The following is a 14,003-nucleotide window of genomic DNA, read 5'->3' as shown; positions in this document are numbered from 1 at the left end:
GTCCTTCTACGTGGCGACGGCGAGCGCCCTCCTCGGCGCGGTGCTCGTGACCCTGCTCGTCTCGGACCCCGAAGTGAGCGAAGAGGAGAAAGCCAGCGCCGGCGAGAATCTGAACATCGCCGTCCGCGACCACGCCGGCGACAACCTGCTGGACCCCGTCTTCACCCTCGGGTTGGCCTCGCTGTTCATCGCTATCGGCATCGCGTTGCTCGAACCGCTCCAGACGCAGATCAACACCGCGCTGGGACAGAGCGCGACGCTGTTCGGCGTCGAGTTCGCCGCGTTCACGCTGGCGCAGGTGCTCCTCCAGCGACCCATCGGGATATGGAGCGACGAGTACGGGCGAAAGCCGTTCATCCTCGTGGGCCTGCTGCTGTTGGTTCCGGCGACGTTCGTGGAGGGATTCGTCGGGACGCCCCTCGCGATGGTCGTCGCCCGGTTCGTGCAGGGTATTGCCGGCGCCGCCGTCCTCGCGCCGGCGATGGCGCTGGCGGGCGACATCGCCGCCGGACGCAGTTCCGGGACGACGATGTCCGTGCTGACGATGTCGTTCGGCCTCGGCGTCGCCATCGGCCCCCTCTCGGCGGGCTACCTCTCGGGCATCGAACTCCCGGTCGGGCAACCGTACGCGACGCCGTTCGTCTTCGGCGCACTCCTCGCCCTCGTCGGGTTCGTCCTCGTGTACACGCAGGTCGAAGAGACCGTGCAGGCGAACACCGCTCCGAACGCCGGACCCAATCCGTCTTCGAGCGATTGACCGACCGCCGGGTTCGGGCACGCGGCTTCGAATCCGATTCCTCTTCCGTTCGAAATTCGGTTCGATATCGCGCTTGGACTTCACGGAGCGTCAGGCGGGCCGCGAACGACGACGGCCCGGGATCGCCCGGAATCCGACAGCGCTGGGGACCTTCCTTCCCCTCGGACTTGCCCGACGCATCCGACCGAACCATCCGTTCGGCGGACAGACAGTCGGACCCGTATCGCAGAGACGACGACCTCCCGCGGGCCGACGGTTGCTGTACGGTAGCAGGGGGCACGAACGCCGGACCGGTGGGTCGACGCTCTCTCGGACCGCGTCGGCCGTTATCTAGGCCACACGTCCCACGTTCGACCGCCGCGGGGTCGTCCGACGACCGGGTCGGTAAACCGGTTCCCGCGATATCAAATCGACGTGACACGCGGAAAGCACCGCCTCAAAGGTACAGTGCGGGCCGTCGGATCGGTTCCGGGCCGTGTCCCGTCGAAGCGGCGACCCCTCTGAGTATCGGGCGTGGCGTCGTGAGTCGGCGAGTCGTCCTCCGAGAACAGAGGGTGCCATCCGTCGGGCGGAACGAGAAAGAGTGCGCGCATCGTGAAAGTGAACGCGCGCCGTCCGGTATCTCCGAACGGAGCCGTCTCCGGACGGCTTAGTCGGAGGCTGTCTCCAGTTGGGTCGCCACCAGCGCGTCGAAATCCACGTCGTCGGTCCGGTACTGGTCGCGTTGTGAAAGGACGACGCGCCCCTTCTCGGTGATGGCGTACAGCCCGGAGTTCTGCGCGGGTCCGATTCGCTCGACGAGGTCGTAGTCGGCTAACACCGGCAGCCGAGTGTTGATGTACGACCGGTCCCGTTCGAGGATGTGCGAGAGATTTACTGCCGTGTTTCGTTTCCCGTCGGAGAGGGCGCGCAGGATGTCGAAATCCGTGGGGACTGCCAGTTTCATGCCTCGGTTTCGGAGGTGAATGCTAACTGTCCCTTCGCCCGCCGAACGGACGCTAGAGAGTCCATACCCTCCAATCCTGTGCATCGTACAGCCATAAATCTGAGCGCAGGTATATTCAGGCGATTATCTACCGGTCGTATCGTCGGGGAAACGTCTCCGAGACGGCGAAAGGACTCAACAGGCCTCGACCGCTACGTACCCGCAATGACTCGTCGTCAAGACGACGGATTCGTCGCGTTCTTCCGACGGTACACGAAGACGTCGCTGCACACCGTCTCGACGGCGGCGCTCACGGCGTTCGGGATGCTGACGTTCGTCAACAAGGCGTTCGCCGTCGTCGCCATCGCGGCGTACGTGCTTCCGCCAGTCGTCCAGTACTTCAGGGACCCCGGATGGCTTCGAGAGGAAGAGACCGACGACCCGACGGCGAGTGCCGCGGACGGGACGGAGAGAGTAGAGCGCACGGAACCCGAACCGACGGAATCGACCGAGTCGACTGGGACGGGTGAACCAGCCGAATCGACCGAACCGACCAAACGGGCCGGGTCCGCGGATTCGGAACCGAGAACCGCCGAGGAAGCCGGAAGCGAAACCGGGGCCGCGGCGCAGGAGGCAGTCGACGCCGACGAAGGGGAGGAAACGAGCGAATCCGATAGCTCCGAGTCGAGAGAACCGACGGACGAGGAGTCCCCGGAACCCGAGTGGGTCGTCGCCGACGCGCCGACGGACGAGACGCTGTTCGACGCCGTCGTGACGGAAGCGGGGGCGTACGCCGTCGGGGAGGAGGGCGTCGTCGTCGCCGAGGCGGAAGGCGGGGGCGGCCCGAACGGGGGCGCCGGAGGCGAATCCGAGTGGGAAATCCTCCTCTCGGACGGTCCGGGCGCGGCGTCGAACGACCTCACCGGCGTCGACGCCGCCGCGGACGGCGGCGTCTGGGTCGCCGGTGAGAGCGGCGCGGTCGGACGAATCGACCCCGGTTCCGGCCGGCACGTCGACTTCTCCGCGCCCGACGGAGATACGAACGACGTCGCGGCCGTCGCCGCCGCCGGGGCCGACGGGACGGAGACAGTGCTCCTCGCGGACGGGTCCGGACAGGTCCGCCGCGGCCGCTACCGCGACGGCGACGTGACGTGGGACGAGGCGGTGAAACCGGGCAGCGGGTCCAGCATCGTCGGCGTCGAACTCCGCGGCGAGGAGGGGTACGTCTGCGACAGCAACAACGGCGTGTTCCGCACGGCGGACGCCGGGCGGACGTTCGAGTCGCTCGGCTTCGAGGGGGAGAACGGCACCCTCACGGACGTAACCGCCGGCGGGGAGGCGCCCCTCGTCAGCGACGACGACGGTGCGCTCCACCGGTACGACGGGTCGCGGTGGACGCCCGAACGCCTCGCCGACGACCCGATACTGGCGGTGGCCGCCGCGGGGATGGGGGGCGTCGCCGCCGGCGAGGAGACGGTGTACGAGCGGTTCGGCGCCGGGTGGGAGCGAGCGTCGCCGCCCGCCGTCGAATCGCTGTCAGGCGTCGCGTTCGACGAGTCGAAGGCCGTCGTCGTCGGCGAGGCGGGGACGGTGCTGACGCGAGTCGGGGGCGGGGGTCGCTGAGAACGGGACAACCGACGGGGCGGGCGACCGCTCCGTTCGACGCCGAACGGCGCCCTTCGGGTTACTTCTCCTCGACGTGCCGCACTTCGACGGCCACGCCGCGGGTGCTTTCAGCCATCTCCGCGCCGAACATCTCCGCGCGGCCGACGGCGAACGCCTTCGGCCCTTCGACGACGACTTCGTCGCCGACGCGGACATCGTCGTCCGCGTCCACGACGCCCGGCGCGAGAACGCTGCCGTGCGGCGCGAAATTGTCGATTTCGACGCGCTTCGTCGGCGCGTCCGACTCGCTCCACACCCGCGCCCCTTCGAGCGTGAACGAGAGGACGCCGTACTGCGGCACCATCGTCGCCAACTGCTCGCCGTCGCCGTTCCAGACCTGCAGTTTGGGGTAGCGGCTGTTCATCTCGATATCCACGTCGGCGAACAGGTCGTCGCCGGCGCCCGCGCCGAGCTGGTAGTCGGCGATGGCGCTCACGGTGTTGTGCTCGCGTTCCCGCTTCGAGTACTTCAGTTCGCCCTGCAGGGTGGACATGAGGTTCGCCAGCGAGTCCGTGGTCGTGGGGTGGTCCTCGACGGTGTACTCGAACGGCACGTCCACCCGTTCTTCGACTCGCTCACAGATGTCGCGGTAGCCGTGTTCGGGGACGTGCGCTATCACGCGCGGGTAGTCGTTGCGTTCGAGGTACCGCCGGAGGACGGTGGCAACGAACCCTTTCTCGTCCTCGGACCACCGACCCGTCACCGCCGCATCGTAGTGCTGGGCGGGGTAGGTGAGTTCCAACTCGGTGGGGACGACGCCGATTGGCGACGTCATGGAGGCGACGTGCGCGCGGAACTGGATGGCGTCGTGGAACTGCGAGTGACTCTGCGACTCGCTGTAGGGCTTCGTCGCCGAACAGGGGACGAGGACGAGCGGATTGTCGAATCTGTTTTTGTACCGCGTGGTCACTCGCTCGGCGAAGCGCTGAATCTCGACGCGGCGGACGGTGTCGGAGGAGGCCGCCGATATCTCCGAGTTCCGAAGCACGGGCGTCCGCGCTTCGAGGTAGCCGTACTGTTGGTCGAACTCGCGGAAGGCGGCCGTGAGCCACTGGTCGTGGCGGGCCTGCCCCTCGATGTAGTCGCGCAGGCGGCCGTCCCGAATCCGTCGGCGGACGGTGGCCAGTTCGGCGCGCAGGACGTTCACGTTGTGCGCGGCGCAGTCCTCACGGGAGAACTCCTCTCTGGAGACGCGGCACGCCTCGCAGGAACAGGGGAGTTCCTCCAAGTCTTCGAGGAAGTACTCACTCTCGGTGGTGAGATACATCCCCTGTCGGCCCTTCACGCGGGCGAGTTTGGCGTCCACCAGGTCGACGCCGGCGTAAGCCAGCGTCGAGACGTTGCGCGGGGTGGCGACGCCCGAGAGGTAGAGGGCCGTGTCGGCCGGGAGCGCCTCCTTCGCGGCGACGACGGCGTCGCGGAACGCGGAGGCGTGCCCGACGAACCCGCCCGCGTCCGAGAGGATATAGGCGTCCGCGCCGGTGTCTGCGGCCGTCTCCGAGGAGACGACCGAAGCGCTGGGGTAGTCGACGTCGGGCGAGTCGACGGCGAACGACTCCTGTACGCGTTCGTCGGTGCCGGCCGGGAACGACCGGTGCGGGAGCACCGTGAGCACGTCGTCGGACCCCTCGGGGAGGGTTCGCTCGGCGGTCCAGAGACTGCCCGCATCCTCCGTCACGTCGTCCGCGAGGGCGGGCGTCGTCACGGACTCCGCGAGGCGGAGTTCGCCGAGTCGGGCGGCCCCGTCGCGCCCGTGAATCTCGAAGTAGTCGGTCATACCTCGCGTTCGGCAACGAAGGGTGAACTATCTTCCCTTCTCCCGCGGCCGGGACGGCCGCGTATCGGTACCCCGACCGGTGCGTCGATGCCCCCGTTCGACTCCCTCTCGACGGTCGGCGAGCGAAGCACCCCCGTGAGATATGAAACCGTGTGTCGAGCTAGTATTTGTTACACGCACGTGTGTGCTCACTATCGGCCGTCGATGTTCATCGACCGACGCACTCGACCATTACCACTGCGCATCCGCGCCGGCGGGCGGCCGCCCCTCGATATTTTCCCCGCGCCCGACGAAAGAGAGGGTATGAAGCGCACCGGTCCGTGGTCGGTTGACGAGACGACGACGTTCCTCCGCGAAGCGACCGTGCCGGTTCGGCTGGCGTGCCGGACGCGGGACGGCGGCCTGTGGATGCTGTCGCTGTGGTACGAATGGGTCGACGGCGACGACGGGCCGGAACTGTGCTGCGCGACGGGCGCGGACGCAGACGTGGTCCGCTATCTCCGCGCGGACGGGGGAGTCGCCTTCGAGGTATCGACGAACGACCCGCCGTACCGCGGCGTCCGCGGACGCGGGACGGCGACCGTCGAACCCGACGAGGGGAAGGCGCTGCTCCGGAATCTTTTGGAGCGATACCTCGGCGGCACCGACAACGAACTCGGCGCGTTCCTCCTGGACGACGACAGGGAGGAGGTCCGTATCCGCATCTCGCCCGAGCGCCTGCACTCGTGGGACTTCACCGACCGGATGCGGGACGTGACCGCCGAGGCGGACGCGCCGACGCCGAGTCGACTTCGGGGACCGGACTAACGGAGGCTCACGGGCGAGAACGGCGGTCAGCGTCGCGACTGGAGGGATAGCGTTCGAAAGAAGAGTGCGGTCGAAGATTCGGTTCGTTCGGTCTCCCGATCAGTCGCGTCGGACCGCGAGGAGTGCCGCCGCGAGGAGAGCGACGACGGCGACGGTGACGCCGAATCCGGGCGTGCTTCCGTCGGTGCTCGTCCCCTCACCGCCGCTCGTCTCGGTGTTCGCCTCCATGCCCATCTCCCCCTCGGTCTCGGTCATCTCGGACATCTCGGTTCCCGTGCGCATCTCCGTTCCGGTTCCGTTCATTCCACCGGAGAGGGAGGCTTCGGCGGTGGCCACGACCGGACCGCCGCGAGCGACGTACGGCCCGTCGGCCTCGCCCTCGCTGGTGACGAAGTCGTACGCCTCGTTGCCGTTCGTGTCCATGTGCGCCATCGGGACGATAGTCGTCGTCTCGTTCAGGGGCGCGGAGAGTTCGACGGTGACGTTCTCGTGCGTGCCGGGCGCGAGGTACGCGGAGGTGCCGCGGACGCTGTCGAAGACGGCGCCCTCCGTGACCGTGGCGTCGTGGACCGTCACGAACCCGCCGTTCGCCATCGTCACGGAGTCTATCGTGACCGTCCCCCCGTCGGTCGTCTGGTTCGAGACGGCGACGACGGCGTTCACGGAGACGCGCGCGGTGTCGACGACGGCCGACCCGTTAGCCGTGTACGGGCCGTCGGCTTCGGGGAAGGTGTAGTTCATGTCGCCATCGGTGTCCATGTGCGCCATCGGAACGAGCGTCTGCGAGGCGCGGATGGGTTCCTCGAACGTCACGGTGACGTTCTCGTGGACGCCGGGTTCGAGGTACGCGGAGGTGCCGAGGATGCTGCCCTCGACTTCGCCGGCGAACAGCGACGCGTCGTGGACGGTGACGAAGCCGCCCTCTGCGAGTTCCACGCGGTCCACGACGACGCTGTGCCCGTCGGAGGCCTGCGACATCATGTGGACGTCGGCGGAGACGTTCACCGCGGCCTGTGCGACGACGGGTTCACCGTCGACCGTGTACGGGCCGTCGGCCTCCCCTTGACTCTCGGGGAAGGTGTACTCCATGTCGCCGTCGGTTTCCATGTGCGCCATCGGCACCAGCGTCGTGGAGTTGTTCAGAGGCGCGTCCAACGAGACGCGGACGTTCCTGTGCAGACCGGGCGCGAGATATTCAGAGGTGCCGCGGATGCTCTCGAAGACGGCACCCTCGGTCACGGTCGAATCGTGGACCGTCACGAACCCGCCCTCGGGCAGGAACGCGCTGTCGACGACGACGGACTGCCCGCCGGTCGACTGCGCGGAGAAGGTGACGTTCGCCGTCTCGGCGGGCATCACTTCGGCGGTGTCGACGACGGCCGACCCGTTCGCCGTGTACGGGCCGTCAGTCTGGCCCTCGCTCTCGGGGAAGGTGTAGTTCTCGTCGCCGTCGGTGTCCCTGTGCGCCATCGGCACCAGCGTCGTGGACCCGTTCACGGGCGTGTCGAGCGTGATGCGGACGTTCTCGTGGACGCCGGGTCCGAGGTACGCGGAGGTGCCGCGGATGCTCTCGAACACCGCGCCCTCCGTGACCGAGGCGTCGTGAACCGTCACGAACCCGCCCTCGGAGAGTTCCACGCGGTCGACGACGACGGAGGCGCCGTCGGTGGGTTGGTCGCTCATCGACACCGTCGCGGAGACGCTGACGTTGGCCTGCGAGACGACGGCGGACCCGTCAGCGGTGTACGGGCCGTCCGTCTCGCCGTTGTCGGCGACGAAGTCGTAGACGCGGTCACCGTCGGAGTCCGCGTGCGGCATGGCGACGAACGCGCCCGACTCGGTCGGGGGTTCGTCGAGGTGGACGGTGACGTTCTCGTGCGTGCCGGCGTCGAGGTATTCGGAGGTACCGACGACGCTCCCGAGGACGTTACCCTCGGTCACGCTCGCGTCGTGAATCGTCACGAATCCGCCCTCGGGGAGCGTCACGTTCTCGACGACGACGGTGTGGCCGCCCGACGGTTGGGCGGCGAACGATACGGCGGCGCCGGAAGACTGCTGCGCCGCGGACGTTGCCGTCCCCCCCGCCGGGATACCCCCGACGAGGACGACCAGCGCTGCGAACACTGCTAGTGCGCGTTGCATATCTCAATCCGGGGAGCGATATTTAAAAGAAGATTTTCCGGACTGTCACCCAAATTCCTCCCTCTTCCGACCGCTTTCCGGGATTTCGAGGGGCGCCGAGGCGTCTCGCGGCCGGACGTCTCGTCAAGGAGAGCGCGGCAACCGGGAGGCGAAAGGGAAGCGGACGGAGGCGGAAACGCGGGAAGAAGAGGCGAGAACGGAGGTGCAGCGTCGGCGCGTCAGTCGAACGTGATCCAGGCGAGGAACGCGAGTCCGGCCGTCTCGAAGACGTGCAGCAGCATCATGAGCCGCCAGACGATGACGGGGACGGCGGTGCTGAACCACCCCGACAGCGTCGGGTCCATCCAGTACATGTACAGCGCCAGGGTGTTCTGGGCGATGAGAAAGGAGGCGAAGATGAGCAGCCCCAGCGGGTGCTTCGACCGGAACTGGAGGTAGTTGCGGCCCCAGACGGACGCGAGCGCCAGCAGTAGCAGGATATTGACTGCTGAAGCGACCCGCGCGACGTCAACCCAGATGCTCATTGATTCTCCCTAGCCGGTTGCCGTTTAAATACACTTTCCCAAATCTGACCATGTTCACTCCATCCCCTCTATAATCTCCTCTATCGTCTCCCAGTTCGACTGCGCCCGCGGGGAGGGCAGGTAGACGGCGCCGTAGTCGTCTCCGCTCCGCTGGACGACGTCGTTGTCCATCAGCACGTCGAGGTGGTGTCTGACCGTCTTGTAATCCAACTCCAACTCCTCGGCGAGTTGGTTCGCGTTGCGAGGCCGCTCATCGAGCGTTCGGAGGACACGCGCGCGGTTCGCTCCCCCGCGCGTTCCCGTCAGCACGTACCACAAGACGGCCTCCATTGTCCCTCACAACTCGCGCACACCACCTAAGCCCACCGAAGATGTCGGAGAGGGAGAGACTCCGACGCGAAGGGAGGACTCAGGGCGTCTCGTCGGCGTCGTCGGCCGATGTGCCGTCGGGGGACACCCCGTCGAGCGGTTCCAGTTCGACGCCGTCGGGGACGCGGGCGAGTGCGGTCTCGGGCCACCCATCGTGCGCGAGGACGAACACCGTATCCGGGTTCGCCTCGGCCAGTCGCGCGACCCCCTCCGCGGCCGCCTCGTAGGCGGCGCGGTCGGTTCGGTCGGGCACCTGCGCGGTGAGCGGGTACGTCTCGGAGAGGGCGCGCGGGAACGGGCCGAACGGCGGGACGACGCGCCACGCCGCGTCGAAGCGGTCGCCCTTCGGCGTCCCGCCCTGCGTGAGAAGCACCTCCCCGGACGCCTCCAACCGGTCGAGCCTACCGTGATGTCGACGCACCTCCGGTCGGCGGGCGCTCTCCGCGGAGAGGGCGAAGAACGACCCCTTCGAGACGGGGTCCTCGCGTTCGAGTTGGTCGGCGTGGTCGAGGAGGGCGCGGTAGCCGTCGAGCATCGCCGGGTGCGACCGGGCGCGCTCTTCGACCAGTTCGATGAGGTTGCCCGTCCGAATCGCCTGCTTCACGCGCCGGAGTTCCTCGAAGGAGACGTGGAGGTTGTGCTCGGCGAGCAATCGCTCCTGCTCTTCGCCCGCCGCGGCGCGTAGGTCCTCGGGGGAGTGTTCGGCGCAGATGGGACACGAACAGGGGAGGTACTCCAGGTCTTCGAGGTGTTCGGTGCCGCGGACGGTGAGGTAGCGGCCGTCGCGGGCGTACAGGGCGTAGGCGGCAGAGTCGAACAGGTCACAGCCCATCGCCGCGGCGAGGGCGAACATCATCGGGTGGCCGGCGCCGAAGAGGTGGACGGGCGCGTCGCGACCGAGTCCGCGCTTGGCCCCCGCCACCGCGTCGACCATGTCGTCGTAGCGGTAGGCGTTCATCAGGGGGACGACGGCGCCGACGGGGAACACGTCCAACTCGGTGGCGTAGGCCGCCCGACCAGCCTCCTCGCGCAGGTCGGGGTACGTCGACCCCTGCACGGGCGCGTTGACGAGCATCTCGCCGGTGTCGACGTCCTCGGCGTCTCGCAGGGCCTCCTCGGTGACGGCGAGTTCGCGTTCGGCCTGTTCCCGGGAGACGTCCGGCGGCGTCGGGATGTCGACGGGCGTGCCGATGTCCGTCCCGACGTCGTGCTGGAACTGCAGAATCTCGCGGGTCGTCACGGATATCTCGCCGTACTCGGCGAGTTGGAACGACCCCGAGTCTGTCACGATAGCGCCGTCGAAGCCGAGCATCTCGTGGAGGCCGACGTCGAGGGCCTCCTCGCGCAGGTCGTCGTTCTTGTGGATGATGTAGGAGTTCGTGATGAGAATCTGGGCCCCGAACTCGCTCTCGAGGCGCGCGGGCGACACCGTGATGATGTTGGGGTTGACGACCGGCATCAGGGCCGGCGTCTCCACCGTCACGCCCGCGCGGGGGACGTCGAGTTCGCCGATTCTGCCGGCGACGTCCCCGTCGCGTATCTCGAAGTGGTCGCGCATGGTCGGGGTTTCCCGCCGGCGTTGCTAAGGGTTGCGTTCGACCGGCCGTCACCGCCGGGCGAAGGGTTGCGTTCGGCCGGCCGTCACCGCCGGGCGAAGGGTTGCGTTCGGCCGGCCGTCACCGTCGGACTCCGGATCGAGTGTGTTCGGGCGAAGAACGGACCGGTCAGCCGAACAGGAACGCCGCCTGCTGTTGCATCTCTCCGCCGTACTTCACGAAGAAGTAGAGCCCCGAGAACAGCGTCGCGTTGTACGCGCCGTGCAACAGCGAAGGCACGACGATGTTGTCGGTGAGTTCGTAGACGGTGCCGAAGACGAGCGTCGGGAGCACGAGCACCGCGATGCTGATGAGTCGCGCGGAGGGGGCGCCCGACAGCGAGACGTAGTGGATGGACGCGAAGATGAGACTCGCGACCGGAATCGCCACCACGGCCGGGAACCGCTCGCGGATGCGGTTCTGGACGACGCCGCGGTAGAGCAGTTCCTCGCCGGGGCCGATGAGCAGGATGGACGCCGGGATGAGCAACAAGAGGACCTCGGGGTTCTCCATTCCGATCTGTGCGGCGTTGTTCGTCCCGCCCTCGACGCCGACCGACGAGATGACGACCGCCGCGGAGAACACCAGTCCCAAGGTGAGAAAGTAGCCGCCGACCACGTAGCCGAACTCGCGGAGCGACGGCACGCGGACGCCGACGTAGGAGATGTCGAAGTCGCGGTACCAGAGATAGAGAAGCGCGACGCCGCCGAAGCCGACGCCCGTCGCCAGCGCCAGCGAGATGACGATACTCAGCACGGGCGTTATCGGGACGCCCGCGAGACGCAACAGGAGACCGGCGGCGAGCACGAGTACCGACCCGACGGCGATACCCAGGCCGGCCAGCAGGACGGCGACGAGGAGCGCCCGAATCCGGGCGCGGAGCGAGCGTGCGTCCGAGTCCGGCGAGACGGAGGACCCGGACGAGGACGTTCGTTGGTCAGTGGACACACCGAACGTTCGGCCTCCGCGACCAAAACCGTTCGTGGTCGGGCGGCGGCCCGTCGACGGGCGCCGTCGGCGCCGGTATCGGGGTCAGCGCCAGCGTCCGGCGAGTTCGTACCGCAGGACGCCGACGAGCGTGCGGCCGTCGCGCAGGTCGCCGTCCAGCGCCGCCGCGAGCAGGTCGTCGTACTCCTCGACGGCCACGCGGATGCTCTCGTTGAAATCGAGGTTCCGCTCGCCCGTCGGTTCGCAGTCGCGCGCGACGAAGTGGTGGTGGACGGAGTTCAGGAGGCCGTTCGAGGGTTCGACCGTACCGAGATGTTCCATCGACCCGGCCTCGTAGCCCGTCTCCTCTTCGAGTTCGCGCCTCGCGGCCGTCGCGACGTCGTCGTCGTCGGATTCGAGCGACCCCGCCGGCAGGCCGCGGTTCACCCGGCCGACGGCCTGCCGCCACTCCTCGACGAGCACCACGTCGCCGTCGGGCGTGAACGGGAGGATGACCGCCGCCGCCGGTTCGTCGACGTAGTGGAAGTCCGTCTCGGCGCCGTCGGGGAGCGTCACCTCGTCCCGTCGAACGTCGAACCCAGGGCAGGAGTAGTCGATGTCGGTGTCGGTCGTCTCCCACGTCAGTTCCTCGTCCGCGTCGTCGCCGTCGGCCGCGCCGTCCGCGCGGGAATCGTCGTCCGCCATACCCCGCCTGCGGACGGCCGGCGCAAAAAGCCGCGGGACTCGGGCGCCGGGAGTCGCGGGCGAGCCTATCGGTCTCTGACGATCAGTACCAACCCGACGAGCACCAGCACGACGGAGACGAGCGTGATGGCGACGTGGAGTTCGGTGAACCAGAACGGGGTCTGGAGTCCGGTCTGGAAGACCACGAGGAGCAGAGAGAGGACGGGGACCTTCCCGCTCGCGTCGTCGCCCGCCTCGCGGTCGAAGGCGTACCGCTGTCCGCCGACCGTCTCGCCCTCGGGAAGTCGTTCGGCCTCGTAGGGGACCTCCGGCGTCTTGTAGCTCCACACCGTCTCGCCGGACTCGTTGACCTCGACGACGCGCTGGTTCAGCGAGTCGGTGATGAGCGTGTTGCCGTTCTCCAGGCGGTCGGCGTCGCGGGGCCAACTGAACTCGACGCCCTCAGCCTCGTAGAGGCTCCACGCCACCTCCCACTCGCCGGTCGACTCGTTGCGGTGGAGTTCGACGATACGGTCGTTGTGGCTGTCGGCGACGAGGACGGAGCCGTTACCGAGCCACTGGGGGTTGTGCTGTTGGCGGAGCAGTTGCGGGTCGCCCCTCCCGTCGCCGTTCTCGTCCTCGTTGATGACTTCGACGACCCCCTCACCACGTTCGACGATGACGAGTTGGTGGGCGTTCCGCACCGAGACGAGGTATCTATCCTCGCCGATGACGTCCACGTCGTTGATGTGGAGCCAGTCGGTCCTCGTCGGGTCGTCGGGCGCGTCGTACATCGAACTCGCGTTCCACTGCCACGTCACCTCGCCGTCTTTCACGGTGAAGATGCGCTCGTACTCCATGTCGGTCATGAGGTACTCGCCGGAGTCGAGTTTCTCCACGTCGTGCACCTCGCTGTTCGCCCGCGTCCGCACGGGGAAGGAGTACTCGTGGACGATGTCCGCGCCGCCGTTCTCGTTCGGGTCGAGGATGCGGAAGCCGGTGTGCGTGCACGGCGACTCGTACGGACCGCACTCCTGGTAGCCGGAGTCCATGAACCCCGCCATGACGCTGCCGTTCTCCAACATCGTCACGTCGAAGTAGCTGTCCGTCTCCGCGGCCCGCCACTGCATCTCGCGGCCGTCGAGGAGGTACACCGACCCCTTCTCGTGGAGGCCGGGGCCGCCCCCTTGGGACCCGACGAGGGTCTCTCGGTGACCGGCGTCGGTGCCGTCGCCGGCGGCGCCGACGTTCGGTGCGAGGGCGGCGCTGACGATAAGCGAAGAGACGAGGAGGGCGACGCCGAGGACGACGAGCGCCGTCCCGGTCCGCCTTGACGTATCCGGGCGTAGTCCGGTCATCAGTTACCCGTGACTGGACCCACGGTGAGGAAAAGTGTTCGGTCCGTCGGTCGCCTCCGAGCGACGGTCAGACGCGCGCAGCCTTCAGTTCGAGTGTGTAGCCGAACGGGTCGGTGACGTAGACGGCGGGAGCGACGCCCGTCGCGCCGAGCGGTTCGAGTTCACGGTCGATGTCGACGCCGGCGTCGTCGAGTTCCGCCTTCAGGTCTGCGAAGTCCGCGTCGACGCGGAGGGCCAAGTGGTCGAAGTTCGCGTCGGTCGGCGCTCGGAACTCCTCGTCGGGTTGGAGGTGGACGACGGCGCCCGGCGCGAGGCGCACGGAGAAGAAGGGTTTGTCGCCCGACTCGTACCGGTCGCGGTTCTCCACGTCCAACCCCAACCGGTCGCGGTAGAAAGTGACGGCCGTCTCGACGCCGTCCGTCGGGATGTGGAGGTTCGCGTGGTCTATTTCGGTGACGTCCATGGTCGAACCG

Annotated in this window: 13 protein-coding genes; 3 read left to right on the top strand and 10 right to left on the bottom strand. The window is 67.9% G+C overall.

What is annotated here, in order from left to right; all coding sequences use genetic code 11:
* Nucleotides 1–757 (top strand): MFS transporter (locus C474_RS04270; protein WP_008384307.1); only part of this gene is annotated, 757 nt, incomplete at its 5' end.
* A gap of 649 nt (nt 758–1,406) precedes the next feature.
* Here the strand turns inward: C474_RS04270 and C474_RS04265 are convergent.
* On the bottom strand, nt 1,407–1,703 hold the full coding sequence (locus C474_RS04265) for a helix-turn-helix domain-containing protein (protein WP_008384305.1): 297 nt from the start codon (nt 1,701–1,703) through the stop codon (nt 1,407–1,409).
* A 204-nt stretch (nt 1,704–1,907) separates the two neighbouring features.
* On the opposite strand from C474_RS04265, the gene C474_RS04260 reads away from it, so the two are divergent.
* On the top strand, nt 1,908–3,305 hold the full coding sequence (locus tag C474_RS04260) for an HVO_0234 family beta-propeller protein (protein WP_008384304.1): 1,398 nt from the start codon (nt 1,908–1,910) through the stop codon (nt 3,303–3,305).
* A 61-nt stretch (nt 3,306–3,366) separates the two neighbouring features.
* Here the strand turns inward: C474_RS04260 and arcS are convergent, their stop codons facing one another.
* Nucleotides 3,367–5,124, bottom strand: coding sequence for an archaeosine synthase subunit alpha (arcS, locus tag C474_RS04255; protein ID WP_008384303.1), 1,758 nt, complete (start codon nt 5,122–5,124; stop codon nt 3,367–3,369).
* Nucleotides 5,125–5,427: 303 nt separating this feature from the next.
* Between arcS and C474_RS04250 the strand changes: the two genes are divergently transcribed.
* A complete protein-coding gene (locus C474_RS04250) occupies nt 5,428–5,931 on the top strand; it encodes a pyridoxamine 5'-phosphate oxidase family protein (protein WP_008384302.1) in 504 nt (167 codons plus the stop codon).
* A 99-nt stretch (nt 5,932–6,030) separates the two neighbouring features.
* Here the strand turns inward: C474_RS04250 and C474_RS04245 are convergent, their stop codons facing one another.
* The 8 genes from C474_RS04245 to C474_RS04210 form a co-directional block, all read right to left on the bottom strand.
* Nucleotides 6,031–8,073 carry a DUF7282 domain-containing protein gene (locus C474_RS04245; RefSeq protein ID WP_049916708.1) on the bottom strand — a complete coding sequence of 681 codons (2,043 nt, stop codon included), beginning with the start codon at nt 8,071–8,073 and terminating at the stop codon, nt 6,031–6,033.
* Between the two features lie 218 nt (nt 8,074–8,291).
* The gene (locus tag C474_RS04240; RefSeq protein WP_008384300.1) at nt 8,292–8,597 is read right to left on the bottom strand and encodes a hypothetical protein; all 306 of its coding nucleotides are present in this window, start codon (nt 8,595–8,597) and stop codon (nt 8,292–8,294) included.
* 54 nt (nt 8,598–8,651) lie between these two features.
* On the bottom strand, nt 8,652–8,927 hold the full coding sequence (locus C474_RS04235) for an ArsR/SmtB family transcription factor (RefSeq protein WP_008384299.1): 276 nt from the start codon (nt 8,925–8,927) through the stop codon (nt 8,652–8,654).
* 79 nt (nt 8,928–9,006) lie between these two features.
* Complete coding sequence (gene tgtA / locus C474_RS04230; RefSeq protein WP_008384298.1) at nt 9,007–10,524, bottom strand: tRNA guanosine(15) transglycosylase TgtA; 1,518 nt, start codon at nt 10,522–10,524, stop codon at nt 9,007–9,009.
* A gap of 166 nt (nt 10,525–10,690) precedes the next feature.
* A complete protein-coding gene (locus C474_RS04225; protein WP_394295414.1) occupies nt 10,691–11,431 on the bottom strand; it encodes a CPBP family intramembrane glutamic endopeptidase in 741 nt (246 codons plus the stop codon).
* A gap of 162 nt (nt 11,432–11,593) precedes the next feature.
* The gene (locus tag C474_RS04220) at nt 11,594–12,193 is read right to left on the bottom strand and encodes an NUDIX hydrolase (protein WP_008384296.1); all 600 of its coding nucleotides are present in this window, start codon (nt 12,191–12,193) and stop codon (nt 11,594–11,596) included.
* 65 nt (nt 12,194–12,258) lie between these two features.
* A complete protein-coding gene (locus tag C474_RS04215; protein WP_008384295.1) occupies nt 12,259–13,530 on the bottom strand; it encodes a hypothetical protein in 1,272 nt (423 codons plus the stop codon).
* A gap of 67 nt (nt 13,531–13,597) precedes the next feature.
* Complete coding sequence (locus C474_RS04210) at nt 13,598–13,993, bottom strand: VOC family protein (protein WP_008384293.1); 396 nt, start codon at nt 13,991–13,993, stop codon at nt 13,598–13,600.
* Between the last annotated feature and the right edge of the window lie 10 nt (nt 13,994–14,003).

It is taken from the genome of Halogeometricum pallidum JCM 14848 (genome assembly GCF_000337095.1).
GTDB classification, from domain to species: domain Archaea; phylum Halobacteriota; class Halobacteria; order Halobacteriales; family Haloferacaceae; genus Halogeometricum; species Halogeometricum pallidum.
Note: the sequence above shows the minus strand (reverse complement) of the source record. Positions and strands in the feature narration are given on the sequence as shown.

What these genes read in the sequence shown, in the direction of transcription:
- C474_RS04210 (WP_008384293.1), bottom strand. Translation starts at nt 13,993, where the DNA reads ATGGACGTCACCGAAATAGACCACGCGAACCTCCACATCCCGACGGAC.
- tgtA (WP_008384298.1), bottom strand. Translation starts at nt 10,524, where the DNA reads ATGCGCGACCACTTCGAGATACGCGACGGGGACGTCGCCGGCAGAATC.
- C474_RS04265 (WP_008384305.1), bottom strand. Translation starts at nt 1,703, where the DNA reads ATGAAACTGGCAGTCCCCACGGATTTCGACATCCTGCGCGCCCTCTCC.
- C474_RS04245 (WP_049916708.1), bottom strand. Translation starts at nt 8,073, where the DNA reads ATGCAACGCGCACTAGCAGTGTTCGCAGCGCTGGTCGTCCTCGTCGGG.
- arcS (WP_008384303.1), bottom strand. Translation starts at nt 5,124, where the DNA reads ATGACCGACTACTTCGAGATTCACGGGCGCGACGGGGCCGCCCGACTC.
- C474_RS04215 (WP_008384295.1), bottom strand. Translation starts at nt 13,530, where the DNA reads ATGACCGGACTACGCCCGGATACGTCAAGGCGGACCGGGACGGCGCTC.
- C474_RS04260 (WP_008384304.1), top strand. Translation starts at nt 1,908, where the DNA reads ATGACTCGTCGTCAAGACGACGGATTCGTCGCGTTCTTCCGACGGTAC.
- C474_RS04220 (WP_008384296.1), bottom strand. Translation starts at nt 12,193, where the DNA reads ATGGCGGACGACGATTCCCGCGCGGACGGCGCGGCCGACGGCGACGAC.
- C474_RS04235 (WP_008384299.1), bottom strand. Translation starts at nt 8,927, where the DNA reads ATGGAGGCCGTCTTGTGGTACGTGCTGACGGGAACGCGCGGGGGAGCG.
- C474_RS04250 (WP_008384302.1), top strand. Translation starts at nt 5,428, where the DNA reads ATGAAGCGCACCGGTCCGTGGTCGGTTGACGAGACGACGACGTTCCTC.
- C474_RS04240 (WP_008384300.1), bottom strand. Translation starts at nt 8,597, where the DNA reads ATGAGCATCTGGGTTGACGTCGCGCGGGTCGCTTCAGCAGTCAATATC.